Raw genomic sequence first — 20,483 nt, forward strand, 5'->3', positions numbered from 1 at the left:
GACGCCCCTCGCCGAGCCGGGTCAGGCGAAGTTGCTCCAGTTGATCGCGGCGCCCGCGATGGCGACGACGAGGCCGAGCACGATGCCCACCGCGCCGCAGATCAGGCCGGTCTTGGCCTGGCCGCCGTTGCTCGCCTCGCCCTGCTGGGCCTTCTTCTGGCCCAGGACGCCGAGCACCACACCGGCGATGCCGAACGGGATGCCGATCCCGCCGCAGCAGAGGCCGAGCACGATGGACGTGATGCCGACGATCATGCCGATCAGGCCGAGGGTGTTGTTCTGTCCCTGCGGCATCGGGTAGCCGGCGTTCGGGTAGGTCGGCGCCGCGCCGTAGGGCGGGTGCTGACCGTACGGGTCCTGGTACGGCTGCTGGCCGTACGGCTGCCCCGAGGTCGGCTGGCCGTAGGGCTGGCCGGAGGTCGGCTGGCCGTACGGCTGCCCCGAGGTCGGCTGCTGCCCGTACTGCGGCGCCTGCGGCTGGGCGTACGGGTCCTGCGGCTGGCCGTAGGGCTGGCCGGCCGGGGGCTGCTGCCCGTACTGCGGCGCCTGCGGCGGCTGGGCGTGCGGGTCCTGGTACTGCGGGGCGGTCGGGTCCTGCGGCGGCTGCTGGCCGTACGGGTCCTGACCGGGGTAACCGGGCTGCATTTGCAGGGTGCTCCTCAGACTGGGGGTCGGGGGTCGGTTAGTTCGAGCTGCTGCCACCCATGATCCCGGCCAGGCCACCGGCGAGGCAGCACACGACCGTCAGGGCGATCCAGATGATGCCGATGATGAGGGCCAGCTTCGACCACTTCTTGGACTCGGCGGCGGCCGCCTGGGCGCCCGCGTAGTCACCCTGCTGGAGCAGCGGGTTCACCTTGGACGCGTTGATGATGGCCGGGATGGCCAACGGCCAGAACAGGAAGATCGAGACGATCGACATCGTCATGTTGTTGTCGATCTGCGGCGGCTGCTGCTGCGGGTAACCAGGCTGCATGGCGGGCGTACTCCTCGTTCCATCGGCACGGCTGCGGTGCCGGTTCACTGACGGGTGCGGGGCCGGGCGTACGCCGGACACCGAGGGACCGGCAGCGTATCGTGTCGGCGCCACTCGGGTGATCACCCGAATCGTCGCTGCCCGACGGCTGGACGCTCCGACCTGCCCGATAGGGTTGGCCGCGTGACCGAGCCCGCGTCCGTCGCCCGCCTCGTCGTCCTCGTCTCCGGCTCCGGCAGCAACCTCCAGGCGCTGCTGGACGCCGCCGCCGACCCCGCGTACGGAGCCCGGGTGGTCGCCGTGGGCGCCGACCGGGACGGGATCGCGGGCCTGGACCGGGCCGCCGCGGCCGGGGTGCCGACCTTCGTCGACCGGGTGCAGGACCACCCGACCCGGGCGGACTGGGACAAGGCGCTGACCGCGCACGTCGCGGAGCACCGGCCCGACCTGGTCATCAGCGCCGGCTTCCTGAAGCTCGTCGGCCCGCACTTCCTGGCCGCGTTCGGCGACCGCTACCTCAACACGCACAACACCCTGCTGCCGGCGTTCCCCGGCATCCACGGCCCCCGGGACGCCCTCGCCTACGGCGTGAAGGTCACCGGCGCCACCCTCTTCTTCGTCGACGCCGGGATGGACACCGGCCCGATCGTCGCCCAGGTCGCCGTGCCCGTGCTGAACGACGACGACGAGGAGGCGCTCACCGAGCGCATCAAGGAAGCCGAGCGGCTCCAGCTCGTCGAGCAGGTCGGCCGGCTGGTCCGTGAAGGTTGGACGATCACCGGAAGAAAGGTCACCGTGCCGTGAGCTCCACTCAGGACGAGCGCCGCCCGATCCGGCGGGCGCTGGTCAGCGTCTACGACAAGACCGGCCTGGTCGAGCTGGCCCGGGCCCTGCACGACGCCGGGGTGGAGATCGTCTCGACCGGCAGCACCGCGTCGACGATCGCCGGCGCGGGCGTGCCGGTGACCCCGGTGGAGCAGGTTTCCGGCTTCCCGGAGATCCTCGACGGCCGGGTGAAGACGCTGCACCCGAAGATCCACGGTGGCCTCCTCGCCGACCTGCGCAAGGACTCCCACGCCGCCCAGCTCGACGAGCACGGCATCGCCGGGATCGACCTGCTGGTCTCGAACCTCTACCCGTTCCAGGCCACCGTCGCCTCCGGCGCCAGCCAGGACGAGTGCGTCGAGCAGATCGACATCGGCGGACCGGCGATGGTCCGGGCCGCCGCCAAGAACCACGCCTCGGTCGCCGTGGTGACCGACCCGGCCGCGTACCCGGCGCTGCTGGCCGCGCTCGGCGCGGGCGGCTTCACGCTGGCCCAGCGCCGGGCGCTCGCCGCCCGCGCCTTCGCCGACATCGCCGAGTACGACGTGGCGGTCGCCGAGTGGTTCGCCGCGACCCTGGCCCCGGCCGCCGACGGGTGGCCGGAGTTCGCCGGACTGGCGCTGCGCCGGCAGGCGGTGCTGCGCTACGGCGAGAACCCGCACCAGGCGGCGGCCCTCTACGCCGACCCGGACAGCCCGGCCGGCCTGGCCCAGGCCGAGCAGCTGCACGGCAAGGAGATGTCCTACAACAACTACGTCGACGCGGACGCCGCCTGGCGGGCCGCGAACGACTTCGCCGACCAGCCGGCGGTGGCGATCATCAAGCACGCCAACCCGTGCGGCATCGCGGTCGGCGCGGACGTGGCCGAAGCGCACCGCAAGGCGCACGCCTGCGACCCGGTGTCGGCGTACGGCGGGGTGATCGCGGTGAACCGCCCGGTGAGCGTGGAGCTGGCCCGCCAGGTCTCCGAGATCTTCACCGAGGTGCTGGTGGCGCCCGGGTTCGCCGAGGGCGCGGTGGAGATCCTCCAGGGGAAGAAGAACATCCGGCTGCTGCGCGCCCCGGAGTTCAACCCGCTGCCGGCGGAGTGGCGACAGGTCACCGGCGGCGTCCTGGTGCAGCTGCGGGACCGGATCGACGCCGCGGGCGACGACCCGGCGAACTGGCGGCTGGCCACCGGCGAGGCGGCCGACGAGGCGACCCTGCGGGACCTCGCCTTCGCCTGGCGGGCGGTGCGCGCGGTGAAGAGCAACGCGATCCTGCTGGCCAGGGACGGCGCGACCGTCGGCGTGGGCATGGGCCAGGTGAACCGGGTCGACTCGGCGCAGCTCGCGGTCAGCCGGGCCGGCGCCGACCGGGCCCGCGGGTCGGTCTGCGCGTCGGACGCGTTCTTCCCGTTCGCGGACGGGCCGAAGATCCTGATCGATGCGGGCGTCCGGGCGATCGTCCAGCCCGGCGGCTCGATCCGCGACGAGGAGGTCATCGCCGCGGCGAAGGAGGCCGGGGTGACCATGTACCTCACCGGCACCCGGCACTTCTTCCACTGACACGTCGTGGGAGGCGGGGCGCGGCCGGCGGCCGCGCCCCGCCTCCGCGTTGAGCCTCCACTCGGGAGCGCTCCCTCTGTCGTCCCGCTGAGCAGCCGAAAGTTCGACCATCAACCCGTTGCCGGTCGGCAATTGGTGTTGCTAGCGTGATCCCGGCAGCAAGCGATCGACCCCCCGGGTACTCCTTACCACCCGTCTCCCGCCCGCGGCCCCGGCCGCCCGCCCGAGCGGCGTCCGACATACCTCGTTCCGACAGGTTGGCCCATGCGCATGTGCGACCGGTTGAGCGCCGTCGTCGTCGCGCTGGCGTTCGTCCTGGCCGGCCTGGGCGCGCCGGCCTGCGCGGAGGCCCACCTGCCCGGCGCGGTGGTCACCGCCGCGCACCGGTCGATCGTCCACGACGCGTCGCACGTCGTCCCTCCTGACGTACGGCGCGTCGTCGCCCCGGTCACCACGCCGCACCCTGCCGCCCCGCCGTCCGGCGGCCCCCGGGTCGTCGGGGAGCGCCACGCGCACCCCGACACTCCGTCGGAGCTGCGGGCGGAGGTTCCCGGCGGGCCCTGTGGTGACCACCGCGCCGGCGTCGGCCAGACCGACGGACCGGACGACCTCCTCCTCGGCGCGCCCCTGCGGGTCGACGGCACGACGGTCGCCGTCCGTGCCGCGACCCGCTACCGGCCGCCGGTCGTCCCGCTGCCGCCCCGGGGCGCCCTGCTCACCCGGGCGCCACCCGCCACCGCCTGACCCTCCCCGCAGCCCGGTCCCGCGGGGCCCGACGCCCGGGTGGCCCGTTCACCGGATGTGGACGCCGCAGCGCGACGAGGGTCGAGTCCGGACGGTGCCCGTCCGGTCACCAGTCCACATGCCACGGCGCGCCATCCGCCGCCGTGGTCTCCCTCCCCGGGCCCACCCTGCCCGGGACCTCCCTGAATCCTGGAGGATTCACATGTCGAAATTCCGCTGGCGCAAGCCGGCGACAATCGCGGGCGCGCTGGTGCTGACCGCCGCGCTCGGTGGCGTCGCGGCCACCAACCACGAGGTCCTCGAGGCCCTCGGCCTCGCCCAGGAGCCCGGCGCCAACCTGCCCTGGCACGCCCGGGAGTTCGCCGAGATGGCGGCCGGGGAGAACTCGGAAGAGGCCGGCGAGGAGGCCTTCGAGGCCCGGGTCATCGCCGAGCAGTTCGCCCAGGCCCGCTCCGCGCCGGGCATCGTCGCGCCGGGCGCGTACTCCAACGCGTTGAGCCAGCTCAACGGGCTGGCCGCCACCAAGGGCAACTGGCGCGAGGTCACGAAGATCAAGTACGACGGGGACGACCCCCGCTACCGCGACTACGCCTCCAACTCCTCCGGGGGCGCGGGCCTGGTGACCGGTCGGATCACCGGCCTCGCGGCGGACAACAGCGGGTTCGTCTACGCGGCCGGTGCCGACGGTGGTGTGTGGCGGTCCTCGATCGGCGGCGGGAGCTGGACGCCGATCGCGGACCAGTTGCCCACCCTGTCCAGCGGCGACGTGGTGCTGGCCGCGGACGGCTCGCTCTGGTACGCCACCGGCGAGGCGAACACCGGCGCGACCTCGTACGTCGGCGCCGGCGTCTACCGGCTGGCCAGCCCGAAGACCGGCCGGTTCAGCACCACCGACCGGGTCGGTGGCGCCGAACTGGAGAGCACGGTCATCAACAAGCTCCGGTTCTTCGACGGCAAGGTCTGGGCCGCCACCAACCGGGGCCTCTACTCGCACGCGATGACCAGCACTGCCGGGGCGTGGAAGTTCGAATTCGCGCCGAACCCGAGCTACCTGCCGGGCGGGGCGGACGCGGGCACGGCGAACGCGGCGTACAAGAACATCGTCAACGACGTGGCCGACGACCCGCGCAACCCGAAGCACGTGGTGGTGGCCTCGGCCTGGCGGTCGGGCGACACCTACAACGGCTTCTACGAGACCGCCGACTACACGGCCGGCGGCTGGGCGAAGGTCAACCCGGGTGGCGCCATGCCGGCCGACGACATCGGCTACGTGACGTTCGCGTTCTCCGCCGACGGCGGCAAGCTGTACGCGATCAACCAGTCGCCGAAGCTGCTCAACAAGCCGGCCGGCAACGTCAACAGCTACCTGGACGGCATCTACGTCTCCAACACCGGCTCCCCGGCCGGCCCGTGGAACAAGATCGCCGACTCGTCCAAGCTGGGCAACTCCGGCTCGGCGCTCAAGCAGACCGTGATCGGCAAGGGCTACGGCCCGGGCATCCAGGCCTGGTACAACCAGTTCCTCACGGTCGACCCGGCCAACCCGAACCACGTCTGGGCGGGCTTGGAGGAGGTCTACGAGTCGACCGACGCGGGCGCCAACTGGAAGACCGTCGGGCCGTACTGGAATTTCGGATTCTCCTGCTGGAACATCTACGACGCGCAGAACAAGTGCAACAAGACCACCCACTCGGACCAGCACTCCGTGGCGGTGGGCAACGGTTTCGTCTACGTCGGCAACGACGGTGGCATCTACCGCCGGCCGATCAGCGGCAAGACCGACAAGGACGGTCACGCGACCGACTGGCAGAGCCTGAACGACGGCACCATCGACGCCCTCCAGTACTACTCGGTCTCGGTCGGCAAGGACCCGGCCAAGGCCGGCACCGTGGTCTCCGGCGGTCTCCAGGACAACGGCGCCTCGGTGCTGCGTGCCGGCGACACCGTGATGGGCTCGAACTTCGGCGGTGACGGCGGCGACTCGCTGGCCGACCCGGCGAACGGCTGCCGGCAGGTCCAGGAATACACCAACCTGGCCATGCGGGTGACCGAGAACTGCAACGCCAACCCGGGCCCGGGCACGGCGGAGACCTCGACCTCGCGGGACATCCAGCCGTACACCTCGGCACCGGGCGACGAGCTGGCCCGGTTCATCGCGCCGTTCTCCCCGGACGCCAGGGACGCGAACGTGTGGGTCGCCGGTGGCCAGCACGTCTGGGTCAACACCAAGGGCTACTCGATCTCCAACGGCAAGGGCTGGACGAACGTCTTCGACCTGGGCGCCGGCCACACCGCCACCTCGGTGGGCGTCTCCGGCGGCACGGCGTACGTCGGTTGGTGCGGTCCCTGCAACAATGCCGGGTTCGCCCGGGGCGTCGCGGTCGGCAAGGTGAACGACCCGGCGAGCTGGCACCAGCTCACCCTGCCGGCGGACTTCCCGAACCGGTTCGTGCAGGGCGCCGGCGTCGACCCGGCCGACCCGGCGCACGCCTTCCTCGCGATCAACGGGTTCTCCCGGCGGTTCACCGAGGGGCCGGGCGCCGGCGTCGGCCACGTCTACGAGACGACCGACGCGGGCGCGACCTGGAAGGACGTCTCGGCGAACCTGCCGGACGTGCCGGCCAGTTCGATCAGGGAGCTGTCGAACGGCGCCCTGGTGCTGGCCACCGACCTGGCCACCTTCTACCGCGGGCCCGGCGCCACCGACTGGCAGCGGCTCGGCGCCGGCCTGCCGCTGACCGTCGGCATGGACGTCGAGTACAACGCGGTGGACAACTCGGTCTACGTGGCCACCCACGGCCGCGGCATCTGGGCGTTCGACCTGGCCCAGCTCTGAGACGTCGGCGGTCCGGGCCGGCTCCCGATCCGGGCCGGACCGCCGGCCGGACACCAGCAGGCCCCGTCCCCCGTATCGGGGGCGGGGCCTGCGTCGTCCGCGCATGGCGGCCTGGTCGTACCCCGGAGGAGGCTCAGCCGGCGCGGAGGGTGAGGGCACCCCGGGTGCCGTCGGTGCGCTCGGCCTGGATGGTCCAGCATCCCGGAGTGGGGAAGACCCAGTAGGAGCCCCACTCGTCGCCGGGGCGGGCCCAGGTGCTGCCGTCGTGGGAGTCGATCGACTGGGGGTCGACGGTGGCGCCGTCGGGCCCGACGGCGCGTAGCGTCAGCTCACCGGAGCCGGTGACCCGCAGCGCGATCTTGACCGGTTCGCCGGCCGGCAGCCGCTCCCCGCCCAGGAAGAGCAGCCCCCAGAACACCCCGGGCGTCCCGGCCACCTCGCCACCGGAGCCCATCGGCCCGCCGTACAGGTTGTCGGGTGGGCAGCTCGGGGCCGGCACCGCACCGTCGGCGCGCGCCGCCCCGCTCACCCCACCCTGCGGCGACGCGCCCCCACTCGCCCCGCCCGGCGACCCGCCGCCGTCACACCCGGCCACCAGCACCAGCCCCGCCACTGCCACAACCCATCGGCGAATCCCCATCCCTCGAGTCTCCCGCCCCGGTCAACCCCCGGGGGAGACACGTGTCGATCATGAAGTTTGTCGACCGCCGGGTCGGCGTGTCGCGACAACAACTTCATGATCGACGGCGAGGGCCGCGCAGGCCGCGGGGATGCAGGTCAGGCGGCCGGGGGGCGGACCTCGGCGAAGTGGCAGGCCGAGGGGTGCGGGTCGGCCGCGCGGAGCACGGTGTGCGGCTCCTGGGTGGCGCAGATGTCCTGGGCCTTCCAGCAGCGGGTGCGGAACCGGCAGCCGCTCGGCGGGTCGGCGGGGCTCGGCACGTCGCCGGTGAGCCGGATGATGTTCCGGTCGTCGCGGGCGTCCGGGTCGGGCACCGGCACCGCCGAGAGCAGGGCCTGGGTGTACGGGTGGGTGGCCCGCTCGTAGATCTCGTCCTCGGTGCCGATCTCCACGATCTTGCCGAGGTACATCACCGCGACCCGGTCGGAGATGTGCCGGACCACCGACAGGTCGTGCGCGATGAAGATGTACGACAGCCCGAACTCGTCCTGGAGCTGCTCCAGCAGGTTGATCACCTGGGCCTGGATCGACACGTCCAGGGCCGAGACCGGCTCGTCGCAGACGATGATCTCCGGCCGCAGGGCCAGAGCCCGGGCGATGCCGATGCGCTGCCGCTGGCCGCCGGAGAACTGGTGCGGGTAGCGGTTGATGTGCTCGGGGTTGAGCCCGACCACGTCCAGCAGCTCCTGCACCCGCTTCTGCTTGCTGCCCTTCGGCGCGGCGTCCGGGTGGATCTCGAACGGCTCGCCGATGATGTCGCCGACCGTCATCCGCGGGTTCAGCGAGGTGTACGGGTCCTGCATCACCATCTGCATGTTGCGGCGCAGCCGGCGCAGCTCCGACCCGGAGGCCTTGAACAGGTCCTTCCCCTCCAGGGTGGCCCGACCGGCGGTCGGGGTCTCCAGCCGCATCAGCAGCCGGGCGAGGGTCGACTTGCCGCAGCCGGACTCGCCGACGATGCCGAGCGTCTCGCCCCGGCGCAGCTCGAAGCTCACCCCGTCGACGGCCTTGACCGCCCCGGTCTGCTTCTTGAACAGCACCCCCTGGCTGATCGGGAAGTGCTTGACCACGTTGTCGACGGAGAGGATCGTCTCGCCGCGGACCTTGGTCGGGCTAGCGGGCGCTGTCATCACGGACCTCCTGCGCGAAGTGGCACGCGCTGGTCCGGCCGTCGCCGAGGACCAGGTCGTGCGGCACCACGTCCACGCAGACCTGCTGCACGTACGGGCACCGGGGGTGGAACGGGCAGCCGGAGGGGATCCGCATCAGGTTCGGCGGCAGCCCCTTGATGGTGGAGAGGGCCTGCCCACGTACGTCCATCCGCGGGATCGACTCGAGCAGCCCCTTGGTGTACGGGTGGGCCGGCGCCCGGTACAGCGAGCGCACGTCGGCGTGCTCGACGATCCGGCCGGCGTACATGACCGCGATCCGGTCCGCGACGCCGGCGACCACGCCGAGGTCGTGGGTGATCAGGATCATCGCCATGTTGAGGTCGCGGCGCAGGTCGGCCAGCAGGTCCATGATCTGGGCCTGCACGGTGACGTCGAGCGCCGTGGTCGGCTCGTCGGCGATCAGCACCTTCGGGTCCAGCGCCAGCGCCATCGCGATCATGACGCGCTGCCGCATGCCGCCGGAGAACTGGTGCGGGTAGTCGCCCAGCCGCTTCGCCGCCGCCGGGATCTTCACCAGGTCCATCAGCTCGACCGCCCGGCGTCGGGCGTCGGCCTTGGACATCCCCTCGCGCTGGCGCAGCGTCTCGCCGATCTGCCAGCCGACCGGGAAGACCGGGTTCAGCGCGGAGAGCGCGTCCTGGAAGATCATCGCGATCTCCTTGCCACGCACCTGCCGGCGCTGCTCCTCCGACTGGGTCAGCAGGTCCCGGCCCTGGTACAGGATCTGGCCGGAGCGGACGTGCGCCGGGGGAGTGTCGAGGATGCCCATGATCGCCTGCGCGGTGACCGACTTGCCGGAGCCGGACTCGCCGAGCACGGCCAGCGTCTCGCCGGCGTCCAGGTGGTACGAGACCCCGTTGATCACCCGGGCCACGCCCTCGTGGGTGCGGAACTCGACGTGCAGGTCGCGTACCTCGAGCAGGTGGCCGCCGGGCGGGGTGGGAGAAGCCGGCGTCGGCCGGACAGCGGACTGGGTCATGAGAGTGTCACCGCAGCTTCGGGTCGAAGGCGTCACGGATCGCGTCGCCGAGCATGATGAACGCCAGCACGGTCAGCGCGAGGAAGGTCGAGGGGACGATCAGCGGCGTCGCCGACTCCCGCATGTGGATCCGGCCGGTGTCGATGTCCTGGCCCCACGAGATGGTCGGCGCCTTGAGGCCGATGCCCAGGAAGGAGAGCGTCGCCTCGGCGGCGATGAACGAGCCGAGCGCGATGGTCAGCACCACGATGGCCGGGGCCAGCGAGTTCGGCAGGATGTGCCGCCACATGATCCGGCCGTGGCCGGCGCCGAGCATCCGGGCCGCCGCGACGTAGTCCTGCTCCTTCGCGGTGATCACCGACGAGCGCACCACCCGGGCGGCCGTGGTCCAGCCGAGGATGGCCAGCACGAAGATCACCGCCGTGATCCGGACCGTCGGGCTGGCGTTGCCGACCCGCTTGAGCAGCACGATCGCGGCCAGCAGCAGCGGGATGCCGAGCACCACGTCGATCACGCGGGAGAGCACCGCGTCGATCCAGCGGCCGAAGTAGCCGGCCAGCATGCCGATCACCAGCGCGATCACCCCGGTGCCCAGCGCGGAGAGCGCGCCGACCAGCAGCGAGGCGCGAGTGCCGTAGACCGCGCGGGAGTACGTGTCGCAGCCCTGAAAGTCGTACCCGAAGATGGCCCCGCCGGACGGCCCGGCGTGCTGCCGGGAGAGCAGGCAGTCGCTCGGGTCGTTCGACGTGAACAGGCCGGGGACCACGGCCATCAGGGTGAAGATGACCACCAGCGCCAGCGAGATCCAGAAGATCGGGTTGCGCCGCAGGTCGCGCCAGGCGTCGCCGGCCAGGCTGCGCGGCTTGTGCGCCGCGCCGATCTGGTTGGGCGTGCCCGGCTCGCCGGAGGGGCCCCGGCGGGCGGCCTGGTTCTCGGTCGCCGCCACCGTCTCAAAGTCACTCATAGCGGATCCTCGGGTCGAGTACGGCGTACAGGACGTCCACCACCAGATTCGAGACCAGGTAGACCACGACGAGCACGCTGACGATGCCCACCACCAGCGGCCCGTCCTCGGTGCGGATGCCGCGGAAGAGGTTGAAGCCCACACCGGGGATGTTGAAGACGCCCTCGGTGATGATCGCGCCGCTCATCAGGTTGCCCAGCTCGACACCGAGGAAGGTGACCACCGGGATGAGCGAGTTGCGCAGCACGTGGACGCTGACGATCCGGCGCTTGACCAGGCCCTTGGACCGGGCGGTGCGCACGTAGTCGGCGCGCAGGTTCTCCGCCACCGAGGTACGGGTCAGCCGCAGCGCGGTCGCCAGCGACAGCGAGCCGAGCACGATGCCCGGCAGCAGCAGCGCGTAGAAAGTCGGCTCGGCGCCGGCGGTGGGCGGGAAGAGCTGCCACTTGACGCCCAGGAAGTACTGGGCGAGCGGCGCCAGCACGATGGTCGGGATGCCGAGCACCAGCAGGGTGAGCACCAGCGTCGAGTTGTCGAAGATGCTGGCCCGCCGGATGCCGGCGATCACGCCGGCGGTGACGCCGAAGATGATCGCCACGGCGAGCGCAATCAGCGCGAGCTGCACGGTGACCGGCCAGGCCGCCTGAAGGATGTCGCCGATCTGGCGGCCGGTCAGCGACTGGCCGAGGTCACCCTGGAGCAGGCTCTTGACGTAGTCGAAGTAGCGGTAGAAGAAGCCACCGACGCCGGTGGCGTCCAGGTGGTACTTCTCGGTCAGGTATGCCCGCTGGGCCGCCGTCACCGGCCGTTCGCCCGCGAGGGCCTGGATGGGGTCGCCCTGGCCGGCGAACATCAGCGCATAGACGATCAGGGTGGTCCCGAAGAACGCGAGGACCATCTGCAGTAGGCGCCGCAAGATGTAGCGGAACATGCTTAGCAGTCTCTCCGGAAAAATGCGAAAGGGTCGCAGGACGGCATCTCTGGTCGTACCGGAAATATCCGAAGCGCATGCCGTCCGGCCCGGGGGAGGCCGGCGCCGCCACCGACGCCGGGCGTGCCGCCCGGGCCGGATAGCGCGGTTCGGGCCACCCGGGCGTCGTCGCCCGGGTGGCCCGCACCATGGTCAGCTCAGCTGGCCGCTTCGATCTTGACGAGGTTGACCCGCTGGAACAGGTCCACCTCGACGTTCTTGACCTTGGACGAGTGGCCGAACACGTTCTCGCCGAAGCGGAGCGGGATCACCGGCATGTCCTTGGCCAGGATGTCCTCCGCCTGCTGGTACTTGGCGATCGCCTCGTCCTGCGTCTTGGCGGCCGAACCCTCCTTGACCAGCTTGTCGAACTCCGGGTTGCTGTAGCCGTAGTAGTTCGACGAGCCGTTGGTGCTGTACAGCGGGCCGAGGTAGTCCTCCATGGACGGGTAGTCCATGACCCAGCCCATCCGGAACAAGCCGACCGGCTGCTTCTTCTCGACCTTGGTGAGCAGGTCGGCGAACTTCGGCTCGGCCGAGCCGACCACGTCGACGCCCAGGTTGGCCTTCAGCTGGTTGGCGGTGGCGTCGACCCAGTCCTTGTGACCGCCGTCCCCGTTGTAGGAGATGACGATCTTCGACGGGCCGCCCGCGGCCTGGTAGAGCTTCTTGGCCTCGGTCGGGTTGAATTCACCCGCCGCACCGGTGGTGTTGTCCCGGTAGCCCGGCAGCACCGGCGAGACGAACGAACGGGCCGGCTGCTGCGAACCCTTGAAGATCGACTTGGTGATCTCGTCCCGGTCGATCGCCATCGAGATGGCCTTGCGCACGTCCGGGTTGCTGAAGTTCTTGTCGAACGTCGGGAACGCCAGGAACTGGAACGACGACATCGGGCTGGTCTGGTACCGGTCGCCCAGGTCGGTCGGCGCGGTGCTCAGGTTCTCGGTCGGGATCGTCGGGAGGACGTCCAGGTTGTCCCCCTGCACGTCCGCGTAGGCCGCGCTGAGCTGCTGGTAGACCCGGAACTCGACGCCCTTGACCTTGGGCTTCTCGCCCGCGTACGCGTCGTACCGCTCGACGTCGATCTTGGCGTCGTGCTGCCAGGTGCCCTTCATCTTGAACGGGCCCTGACCGATCGGCGCCTGCTCGTACGAGTCCTTCAGCACGCCCGGGGCGGAGAACGCGGCCTCGGGCAGCGGGTAGAAGGAGGTGTAGCCGAGCATCGTCTTGAAGTCGATGTACGGCTCGGACAGCGTCACGGTGAAGGTGAGGTCGTCGACCTTCTTCAGCCCGGACATCGTCTTGGCCTTCGGCTTCTCGCCCTGCAGGTCCTGGTAGCCGGCGATCTTCTCGAAGAAGTAGCTGCCGCCCTGGCCGTTGGGGGCGTACGCGCCGTAGTTCCACGCGTTGATGTAGTCCTCGGACGTGACCTTCTCACCGTTGTGGAAGGTGAAGCCGTCCTTCAGCTTGATCGTCCAGACCTTGTTGTCCGACGACGTCACCGACTGGGCCGCCACCTCGTACGGCTTGTTCTGCGCGTCGTAGTCGACGAGCGGGCTGAACAGGCCGGCGAGCACCTGGGCACCCGATACCTCGGTGGTGTTCGACGGAACCAGGTGCTGCGGCTCGCTGATCTGGATGCTTACGGCCGCGTTGGGGTCGCTGCTGCCGGATCCGCTGCCTCCGCCGCTGCCGCAGGCCGCGAGGCCCAGGGTCACCGCGAGCGGGAGGGCGGTCCAGGCGGCGAGCCTACGAACTCGCATTGAGCCTCCTCATCTCCTCACGCTGCGCAGTCAGGCCCGCCGTTGGGTGACGCTGCGCAACGATGGGTAACGGTAGGTCGTCGGAGGCGGTTCGGCAACGAGAGCGTTGCGAAGGCGTAACGGACTGGGGCCCCAGGTCTTGTCGGCGCTCGCTGGCCGTGCTATGAGGAAGTCCCAGATATGCTGGTCAGTGGCGTTGCTCGGACCGTGTTGCCGCGCCCTTCGAGAGCCATCGAGGGTGTTCGGGGTCTTGCGGGCGCGCCGTCCGGTCTACGCCGGTTCATGATCGGCTGTCCGTCCCGTTGTGTGGCGCGCACCACATTTTGTTACTGTGAGTGACTCTGCCCACGTGACGGATAGTCACGGTTTGCCGTCGTCGGCCCGCCGGCCGGCGCACGTGAGACGATCGGTGCGTGACGGCGACGATCCTGGACGGCAAGGCGACCGCGGCGGAGATCAAGGACGAGCTGCGGGTACGGGTCAAGGCGCTCGCGGAGCGGGGCATCACCCCCGGACTGGGCACCGTCCTGGTCGGCGCCGACCCCGGCTCCCAGGCGTACGTCAACGGCAAGCACCGGGACTGCGCCGAGGTGGGCATCGCCTCGATCCGGCGGGAGCTGCCCGCCGACGCCACCCAGGCCCAGCTCGACGAGGTGCTCACCGAGCTCAACGCCGACCCGGCCTGCCACGGCTACATCGTGCAGCTGCCGCTCCCGGCCCACCTGGACACCCAGCGCGCGCTGGAGATGATCGACCCGGACAAGGATGCCGACGGGCTGCACCCGGTCAACCTGGGCCGGCTGGTGCTCGGCTACGAGGGCCCCCTGCCCTGCACCCCGCGCGGCATCGTCGAGCTGCTTCGCCGGTACGACGTCGCGCTGCGCGGCGCCAAGGTCGCCCTGGTCGGCCGGGGCAACACGGTCGGGCGCCCGCTCGGCCTGCTGCTGACGCGGCGCAGCGAGAACGCCACCGTGACCCTCTGCCACACCGGCACCCTGGACCTCGCCGCGCACACCCGGGCGGCCGACATCGTCATCGTCGCGGCCGGCGTGCCGGGACTGCTCACCGCCGACATGGTCACCCCGGGCGCCACCGTGGTCGACGTCGGTATCACCAGGGTCATCGGCGCGGACGGCAAGGGCCGCTACACCGGCGACGTGGATCCCGAGGTGGCCGAGGTTGCCGGCGCGCTGGTGCCGATGCCGGGCGGCGTCGGCCCGATGACCCGGGCGATGCTGCTGACCAACGTCGTCGAGCGCGCCGAGCGCGGCTGATCCGCCCGGGGCGGTGTGTCGTTACGCCCAAGCGCGTCATAACCGTCCGCCCCTGGCCCGATCGGTGCCAGGATGGCTGATACGGTCCGGAAAACCGACTGGTATCAGGGAGTGGGACGACCATGGGTAAGAAGGTCACTGTCGTCGGCGCCGGGTTCTACGGCTCCACCACCGCACAGCGCCTGGCCGAGTACGACATCTTCGACACCGTCGTGATCACGGACATCGTGGAGGGCAAGCCGGCGGGTCTCGCGCTGGACCTCAACCAGTCGCGCGCGGTCGAGGGCTTCGAGACCAAGGTCGTGGGCGTCACCACCGGCCCGAATGGCGAGGGCTACGAGGCCATCGAGGGTTCCGACGTCGTTGTCATCACCGCCGGGCTGCCCCGCAAGCCGGGCATGAGCCGGATGGACCTGCTGGAGACCAACGCCAAGATCGTTCGCCAGGTCTCCGAGAACGTCGCCAAGTACGCCCCGAACGCGGTCGTCATCGTCGTCTCCAACCCGCTCGACGAGATGACCGCGCTGGCCCAGCTCGCCACCCAGTTCCCGAAGAACCGGGTGCTCGGCCAGGCCGGCATGCTGGACAGCGCCCGGTTCACCAACTTCGTCGCGGAGGCGCTGAACGTACCGGTGAAGTCGGTCAAGACCCTCACCCTCGGCTCGCACGGCGACACCATGGTGCCGGTGCCGTCCAAGAGCACCGTCAACGGCAAGCCGCTGCGTGAGGCGATGCCCGCCGAGCAGATCGAGGAGCTGGTCGTCAAGACCCGCAACGGTGGCGCCGAGGTGGTCGCCCTGCTGAAGACCGGCTCGGCGTACTACGCCCCGTCGGCCGCCGCCGCCCGGATGGCCAAGGCCGTCGCCGAGGACTCTGGCGAGATCATGCCGGTCTGCGCCTGGGTCGACGGCGAGTACGGCATCTCCGGCGTCTACCTGGGCGTCGAGGCCGAGATCGGCCGCGAGGGCATCCGCCGGATCGTCGAGACCGACCTTGACGCCGACGAGCTGGCCAGCCTCAAGGCGGCCGCCGAGGCCGTCCGCGCCAAGCAGGCCGACGTCGCCAACATGTGACCCGAGCTCAGCCCACGGAGGGGCACGCCGGCACCCGCCGGCGTGCCCCTCCGCCGTTCCCACCCCTCCCGCCCCCGCCCGGCTCCCGCCCGGGGCCCGGGTGGGGTGGGGCCGGGTCAGAGGGCGACGAAGGGGGTGCCCAGGTGGGGGGTGGCGAGGAGGGCGGGGCCGTGCGCGGTGAGGGTGCGGAGCAGGGTCGTGCGGGAGGCGCGGGCGGTGGCCGGGTCCTCCTCGTGGGCGTACGCCAGGTCGGGGTCGACGAGCTGGATGGCGTGGACCAGCAGGTCGCCGGTGATCAGCAGGCGCTCGTCGGTCGCCTCCACCAGCACCGACTGGTGGCCGGGGGTGTGGCCGGGGGTGCTCAGCGCGCGTACCCCCGGGGTCAGTGGGGTGTCACCGTCGACCACCCGGAGCTGGCCGGCGGCGCGCAACGGACCGACCAGCCGGGCCGGCAGCTCGGGGTGGAACAGCTCCAACGCGTCCAGCTCGGCCCGCTGCACCAGGTGGTCCGCGTTCGGGAAGTAGGGGTGGCCGGGCGCGCCGGCCACCGCCCAACCGATGTGGTCGCTGTGCAGGTGGGTGAGGACCACGGTGCGCACGTCGGCGGGGTCGATGCCGGCGGCGGACAGTTCCTCCGGCAGCCGGCCGGGCGCCGGCGCCCAGCTCGCGGCGGGGGAGTCGGCCGGGCCGATCCCGGCGTCGACCAGGGTGACCGGCCCGTCGCCGGCGCGTAGGGCGAAGCAGCGGAACTGCAGCCACCACCCTCCCTGAGCGGTCACCGACGCGGGATCGCGCCGGTCGGCCTCGCGCCAGTCCGCCTCCGTGGCGTCCGGGAACGCCTCGACCCGGGGCTGGAAGAACCGGCCCTCGCCGTCGGTGAGGGCGGTGACCGTGATAGACCCGAGGGTGCGGCTCAGTGGCATCCGGTGATGCTGCCAGCGATCTCCTGCGCCGTACACCCCGATTCCCGGCCGACCGAGGCCGGCTGGGGCACCCCGGCCAGTTTCCAGTACGCTCGTACTGCTTGAGCAAGTGTCCCCCGAGAGGAGCGCCGGCCGATGGCGAAGATCAAGGTAAACAACCCGGTCGTGGAAATCGACGGCGACGAGATGACCCGGATCATCTGGAAGCAGATCCGGGAGCAGCTGATCCTGCCGTACCTCGACGTCGACCTGCACTACTACGACCTGTCGATCCAGCACCGCGACGAGACCGACGACCAGGTCACCGTCGACGCCGCCAACGCCATCAAGCAGCACGGCGTGGGCGTCAAGTGCGCGACCATCACCCCGGACGAGGCCCGGGTGGAGGAGTTCGGCCTGAAGAAGATGTGGCGGTCGCCGAACGGCACGATCCGCAACATCCTCGGCGGCGTCGTCTTCCGCGAGCCGATCATCATGTCCAACGTGCCGCGGCTGGTCCCCGGCTGGACCAAGCCGATCATCATCGGCCGGCACGCCCACGGTGACCAGTACAAGGCCACCGACTTCGTCGTCCCCGGCCCGGGCACGGTGACCATCACCTACACCCCGGCCGACGGCGGCACCCCGATGGAGATGGAGGTCGCCAACTTCCCCGGCGGCGGCATCGCCATGGGCATGTACAACTTCGACGAGTCGATCCGGGACTTCGCCCGGGCCTCGTTCCGCTACGGCCTGGACCGCAACTACCCGGTCTACCTGTCCACCAAGAACACCATCCTCAAGGCGTACGACGGCCGGTTCAAGGACATCTTCGCCGAGGTCTTCGAGGCGGAGTTCAAGGACCAGTTCGCCGCCGCCGGCATCACCTACGAGCACCGGCTGATCGACGACATGGTCGCCGCCGCGCTCAAGTGGGAGGGCGGCTACGTCTGGGCCTGCAAGAACTACGACGGTGACGTGCAGTCCGACACCGTCGCGCAGGGCTTCGGCTCGCTCGGCCTGATGACCTCCGTCCTGCTCTCCCCGGACGGCCGTACGGTCGAGGCCGAGGCCGCGCACGGCACGGTCACCCGGCACTACCGGCAGTGGCAGAAGGGCGAGAAGACCTCGACCAACCCGATCGCCTCGATCTACGCCTGGACCCGGGGCCTGGCCCACCGGGGCAAGCTGGACGGCACCCCGGCGGTCACCGAGTTCGCCAACACCCTGGAGCAGGTCATCGTCGACACCGTCGAGGGTGGTCAGATGACCAAGGACCTCGCGCTGCTCATCTCGCGGGACGCTCCGTGGCTGACCACGGACGAGTTCATGAACGCGCTCGACGAGAACCTGGCGCGCAAGATCAACGCCTGATTCCGCCCCGCGTCACCGACGGAGCCCGCCGGCACCCGCCGGCGGGCTCCGTCGTACCCGGGCGGACGCTCACGGCCCCACGCGCCCGCCGCGTCCCGTCCGGCCCGACCGGGGTGCGCGTCACTGGCGCGTTGGCGGGTCGTTGAGCTAGGTGGACGTGATGCCAGTCCCGTCCAGGAAGGTTGACCGCGGTCGCCTCGCGGCCCGAGTGCCGATCAGCCAGCCTTCCCGGCTGTCGCGCACAGCCAGCCGTCCCTTCCCTGCGGGGGGCCCTGTCCCGGGCCCCCCGCGCCCTGTTCCCCCGCCTTCCGCGTCGGGTTCAGGCGGCGCGGAGGAGTTCGGCGGCGCGCTCGGGGGCGATGTCGTTGATGAAGACGCCCATTCCGGACTCGGAGCCGGCCAGGTACTTCAGCTTGTCCCTGGCGCGCCGGATGCTGAACAGCTGCAGGTGCAGGTGCCCCAGGTCGCGGTCGATCCGCACCGGCGCCTGGTGCCAGGCCGCGATGTACGGCATGGGCAGGTCGAACAGCCCGTCGAAGCGGCGCAGCACGTCCAGGTAGAGCGGCCCGAAGGCGTCCCGCTCGGCGTCGTCGAGCGCCGGGATGTCCGGCACCGGCCGGTGCGGGGCGACGTGCACCTCGAACGGCCACCGGGCAGCAGCCGGGACGTACGCCGTCCAGTGCTCGTTGCTCGCCACCACCCGCTCCCCGGCGGCCCGCTCGGCGGCGAGCACGTCGGCGTAGAGGTTGCCGCCGGTCCGCTCGGCGTGCCGCCGCGCGGCGGCCAGCATCGACCGGGTCCGCGGCGTGACGAACGGGTACGCGTAGATCTGACCATGCGGGTGGTGCAGGGTCACGCCGATCTCCACGCCCCGGTTCTCGAACGGGAAGATCTGCTCCACCCCGGGCAGCTCGCCCAGCGCGGCGGTCCGGTCGGCGAGCGCGTCCAGCACGGTCCGCACCCGGCGCGGCGGCAGGCCGGCGAAGGAGGCGTTGTGGTCGTCGGTGAAGCAGACCACCTCGCACCGGCCGCGCCCCGGCCGGACCGGGGTGAACGGGGTGATCTCCGCCGGCTCCTCGGCCACCCGCTGGCTCAGCGACGGGAAGCGGTTCTCGAAGACCGCCACGTCGTAGTCGGGGGCCGGGATCTCGCTGAGCCGGTCGGCCGTCGACGGGCAGAGCGGGCACTGGTCGGCCGGGGGCAGGAAGGTGCGGGTCTGCCGGTGCACCGCCACCGCCACCCACTCGTCGGTGAGCGGGTCGTGGCGCAGCTGGGAGGCGGGCGGCGGCGGGGGCAGCTCGCGCCGGTCCGGCTGGTCGCGGACCGCGTCGTCCCGCTCGTCGAAGTAGATCAGCTCACGGCCGTCGGCCAGCTCGATCTGCGTACGCTTCACTCCGCCGTCTCCTCCGTGGGCCGTCCCGTGCCCGGCACGATCACGAGCTCACCCACCTTCTCGTCGAGTACCCGTCGTGCTTCCGGTGCCATCCGGTCGTCGGTGACCAGCACGTCCGCGGCGTCCAGGCCGACGATGGAGGAGATCCCCACCGTGCCCCACTTGGTGTGGTCGGCGAGGACGACCAGCCGGTCGGCGGCCGCCACCAGGGCCCGGTCGGTGTCCGCCTCCATCAGGTTCGGCGTGGTGAAGCCGGCTCGTTCGCTGATCCCGTGCACGCCGAGGAAGAGCAGGTCCAGGTGGAGCGACCCGATGGCGGCCACGGCCAGCGGGCCGACCAGCGCGTCGGAGGGCGTTCGGACGCCGCCGGTGAGCACCACCGTCTGGTCCGGACGCCCGCCCACGTGCAGGATCTCGGCGACCGGCAGCGAGTTGGTCACCACGGTCAGCGCCGGCACGTCGACCAGGCGGCGGGCCAGCTCCGCCGTGGTCGTACCGGCCGACAGGGCGATCGCGGCGCCGGGCGGGACCAGTTGGGCGGCGCGGGTGGCGATCGCCCCCTTCTCGGCCGACTGGCGGACCGACTTGGCGCGGAAGCCGGGCTCGTCGGTGGAGCCCGGTCCGGCCAGGGTGGCGCCGCCGTGCACCTTGGCGAGCAGGCCCTGCTCGTGCAGCGTCTCCAGGTCCCGTCGGATGGTCATGTCGGAGACACCGAGCTCGGCGGCCAGCTCGGTGACCCGCACGCCGCCGGCGCTGCGGACCCGCTCCAGGATGGCCGTCTGCCGCTGCCGCGCCAGCATCCGCCGTACCTCCGGGTTCCGCGACCACGTGTCCACGCGGTCGAACGTGTTCCAACAAAGACGAACACTAGCGCGCAGAAGGGCACGACGGAAGGAGACCTGCGGCGAAACGGCGCCGCCGCCCGTCCCCGCCGGCCGGCCGACGAGCGGACCGGGGGCGGGGCGGGCGGCGGCGGGCCGGGACGAAAGTCGGGCGGCGGCGGGGCCGGGCG

18 protein-coding genes are annotated in these 20,483 nt (G+C 71.4%); 7 read left to right on the forward strand and 11 right to left on the reverse strand.

Annotated elements, in window-relative coordinates; genetic code table 11:
- Nucleotides 1–21: 21 nt before the first annotated feature.
- Entirely contained in the window at nucleotides 22–645 is a 624-nt protein-coding gene (locus GA0070613_RS13430; protein ID WP_089012607.1) for a DUF4190 domain-containing protein, read from the reverse strand.
- A gap of 37 nt (nucleotides 646–682) precedes the next feature.
- Nucleotides 683–976: a CD225/dispanin family protein gene (locus GA0070613_RS13435; protein ID WP_089012608.1), complete on the reverse strand. Its 294-nt coding sequence runs from the start codon at nucleotides 974–976 to the stop codon at nucleotides 683–685.
- A gap of 183 nt (nucleotides 977–1,159) precedes the next feature.
- Here GA0070613_RS13435 and purN point away from each other — a divergent pair, with 183 nt between their 5' ends.
- From purN to GA0070613_RS13455, 4 genes are all read left to right on the forward strand, one after another.
- A complete protein-coding gene (purN, locus tag GA0070613_RS13440) occupies nucleotides 1,160–1,780 on the forward strand; it encodes a phosphoribosylglycinamide formyltransferase (RefSeq protein WP_089012609.1) in 621 nt (206 codons plus the stop codon).
- Nucleotides 1,777–3,348: a bifunctional phosphoribosylaminoimidazolecarboxamide formyltransferase/IMP cyclohydrolase gene (gene purH, locus GA0070613_RS13445; RefSeq protein WP_089012610.1), complete on the forward strand. Its 1,572-nt coding sequence runs from the start codon at nucleotides 1,777–1,779 to the stop codon at nucleotides 3,346–3,348. Before purN ends, purH begins: the two co-directional genes overlap by 4 nt.
- A 264-nt stretch (nucleotides 3,349–3,612) precedes the next feature.
- Entirely contained in the window at nucleotides 3,613–4,092 is a 480-nt protein-coding gene (locus GA0070613_RS13450) for a hypothetical protein (protein ID WP_157746353.1), read from the forward strand.
- Nucleotides 4,093–4,294: 202 nt separating this feature from the next.
- Complete coding sequence (locus GA0070613_RS13455) at nucleotides 4,295–6,928, forward strand: beta propeller repeat protein (RefSeq protein WP_089012612.1); 2,634 nt, start codon at nucleotides 4,295–4,297, stop codon at nucleotides 6,926–6,928.
- 133 nt (nucleotides 6,929–7,061) lie between these two features.
- Here GA0070613_RS13455 and GA0070613_RS13460 read toward each other — a convergent pair whose 3' ends face one another.
- The 6 genes from GA0070613_RS13460 to GA0070613_RS13485 all read right to left on the reverse strand — a co-directional run bounded on the left by GA0070613_RS13460 (nucleotide 7,062) and on the right by GA0070613_RS13485 (nucleotide 13,455).
- The gene (locus tag GA0070613_RS13460; RefSeq protein WP_089012613.1) at nucleotides 7,062–7,541 is read right to left on the reverse strand and encodes a hypothetical protein; all 480 of its coding nucleotides are present in this window, start codon (nucleotides 7,539–7,541) and stop codon (nucleotides 7,062–7,064) included.
- A gap of 164 nt (nucleotides 7,542–7,705) precedes the next feature.
- Nucleotides 7,706–8,737 carry an ABC transporter ATP-binding protein gene (locus GA0070613_RS13465; RefSeq protein WP_089012614.1) on the reverse strand — a complete coding sequence of 344 codons (1,032 nt, stop codon included), beginning with the start codon at nucleotides 8,735–8,737 and terminating at the stop codon, nucleotides 7,706–7,708.
- A complete protein-coding gene (locus tag GA0070613_RS13470; protein ID WP_089012615.1) occupies nucleotides 8,721–9,758 on the reverse strand; it encodes an ABC transporter ATP-binding protein in 1,038 nt (345 codons plus the stop codon). Before GA0070613_RS13470 ends, GA0070613_RS13465 begins: the two co-directional genes overlap by 17 nt.
- Nucleotides 9,759–9,765: 7 nt before the next feature.
- Nucleotides 9,766–10,722, reverse strand: coding sequence for an ABC transporter permease (locus GA0070613_RS13475; RefSeq protein ID WP_089012616.1), 957 nt, complete (start codon nucleotides 10,720–10,722; stop codon nucleotides 9,766–9,768).
- Nucleotides 10,715–11,653, reverse strand: coding sequence for an ABC transporter permease (locus tag GA0070613_RS13480; RefSeq protein ID WP_089012617.1), 939 nt, complete (start codon nucleotides 11,651–11,653; stop codon nucleotides 10,715–10,717). Before GA0070613_RS13480 ends, GA0070613_RS13475 begins: the two co-directional genes overlap by 8 nt.
- 197 nt (nucleotides 11,654–11,850) lie before the next feature.
- Nucleotides 11,851–13,455 carry a peptide ABC transporter substrate-binding protein gene (locus tag GA0070613_RS13485; protein WP_089012618.1) on the reverse strand — a complete coding sequence of 535 codons (1,605 nt, stop codon included), beginning with the start codon at nucleotides 13,453–13,455 and terminating at the stop codon, nucleotides 11,851–11,853.
- A 413-nt stretch (nucleotides 13,456–13,868) separates the two neighbouring features.
- On the opposite strand from GA0070613_RS13485, the gene GA0070613_RS13490 reads away from it, so the two are divergent.
- On the forward strand, nucleotides 13,869–14,729 hold the full coding sequence (locus GA0070613_RS13490) for a bifunctional methylenetetrahydrofolate dehydrogenase/methenyltetrahydrofolate cyclohydrolase (protein WP_089012619.1): 861 nt from the start codon (nucleotides 13,869–13,871) through the stop codon (nucleotides 14,727–14,729).
- Nucleotides 14,730–14,851: 122 nt separating this feature from the next.
- Entirely contained in the window at nucleotides 14,852–15,802 is a 951-nt protein-coding gene (gene mdh / locus GA0070613_RS13495; protein WP_089012620.1) for a malate dehydrogenase, read from the forward strand.
- A 116-nt stretch (nucleotides 15,803–15,918) separates the two neighbouring features.
- Here the strand turns inward: mdh and GA0070613_RS13500 are convergent, their stop codons facing one another.
- Nucleotides 15,919–16,725: an MBL fold metallo-hydrolase gene (locus GA0070613_RS13500; RefSeq protein WP_089012621.1), complete on the reverse strand. Its 807-nt coding sequence runs from the start codon at nucleotides 16,723–16,725 to the stop codon at nucleotides 15,919–15,921.
- A 135-nt stretch (nucleotides 16,726–16,860) separates the two neighbouring features.
- On the opposite strand from GA0070613_RS13500, the gene GA0070613_RS13505 reads away from it, so the two are divergent.
- A complete protein-coding gene (locus GA0070613_RS13505; RefSeq protein ID WP_089012622.1) occupies nucleotides 16,861–18,078 on the forward strand; it encodes an NADP-dependent isocitrate dehydrogenase in 1,218 nt (405 codons plus the stop codon).
- A 319-nt stretch (nucleotides 18,079–18,397) separates the two neighbouring features.
- On the opposite strand, the gene galT is transcribed toward GA0070613_RS13505, so the two are convergent.
- Both galT and GA0070613_RS13515 read right to left on the reverse strand, forming a co-directional pair.
- On the reverse strand, nucleotides 18,398–19,471 hold the full coding sequence (gene galT / locus GA0070613_RS13510) for a galactose-1-phosphate uridylyltransferase (protein WP_089012623.1): 1,074 nt from the start codon (nucleotides 19,469–19,471) through the stop codon (nucleotides 18,398–18,400).
- Complete coding sequence (locus tag GA0070613_RS13515) at nucleotides 19,468–20,271, reverse strand: DeoR/GlpR family DNA-binding transcription regulator (RefSeq protein ID WP_089015924.1); 804 nt, start codon at nucleotides 20,269–20,271, stop codon at nucleotides 19,468–19,470. Before GA0070613_RS13515 ends, galT begins: the two co-directional genes overlap by 4 nt.
- Nucleotides 20,272–20,483 lie beyond the last annotated feature (212 nt).

Source organism: Micromonospora inositola (genome assembly GCF_900090285.1).
Lineage (GTDB): Bacteria > Actinomycetota > Actinomycetes > Mycobacteriales > Micromonosporaceae > Micromonospora > Micromonospora inositola.

Coding starts and splice junctions, on each gene's coding strand:
- GA0070613_RS13430 (WP_089012607.1), bottom strand. CDS start 645: ATGCAGCCCGGTTACCCCGGTCAGGACCCGTACGGCCAGCAGCCGCCG.
- GA0070613_RS13435 (WP_089012608.1), bottom strand. CDS start 976: ATGCAGCCTGGTTACCCGCAGCAGCAGCCGCCGCAGATCGACAACAAC.
- GA0070613_RS13450 (WP_157746353.1), top strand. CDS start 3,613: ATGCGCATGTGCGACCGGTTGAGCGCCGTCGTCGTCGCGCTGGCGTTC.
- GA0070613_RS13455 (WP_089012612.1), top strand. CDS start 4,295: ATGTCGAAATTCCGCTGGCGCAAGCCGGCGACAATCGCGGGCGCGCTG.
- GA0070613_RS13465 (WP_089012614.1), bottom strand. CDS start 8,737: ATGACAGCGCCCGCTAGCCCGACCAAGGTCCGCGGCGAGACGATCCTC.
- GA0070613_RS13470 (WP_089012615.1), bottom strand. CDS start 9,758: ATGACCCAGTCCGCTGTCCGGCCGACGCCGGCTTCTCCCACCCCGCCC.
- GA0070613_RS13475 (WP_089012616.1), bottom strand. CDS start 10,722: ATGAGTGACTTTGAGACGGTGGCGGCGACCGAGAACCAGGCCGCCCGC.
- GA0070613_RS13480 (WP_089012617.1), bottom strand. CDS start 11,653: ATGTTCCGCTACATCTTGCGGCGCCTACTGCAGATGGTCCTCGCGTTC.
- GA0070613_RS13485 (WP_089012618.1), bottom strand. CDS start 13,455: ATGCGAGTTCGTAGGCTCGCCGCCTGGACCGCCCTCCCGCTCGCGGTG.
- mdh (WP_089012620.1), top strand. CDS start 14,852: ATGGGTAAGAAGGTCACTGTCGTCGGCGCCGGGTTCTACGGCTCCACC.
- GA0070613_RS13500 (WP_089012621.1), bottom strand. CDS start 16,725: ATGCCACTGAGCCGCACCCTCGGGTCTATCACGGTCACCGCCCTCACC.
- GA0070613_RS13505 (WP_089012622.1), top strand. CDS start 16,861: ATGGCGAAGATCAAGGTAAACAACCCGGTCGTGGAAATCGACGGCGAC.
- GA0070613_RS13515 (WP_089015924.1), bottom strand. CDS start 20,271: ATGCTGGCGCGGCAGCGGCAGACGGCCATCCTGGAGCGGGTCCGCAGC.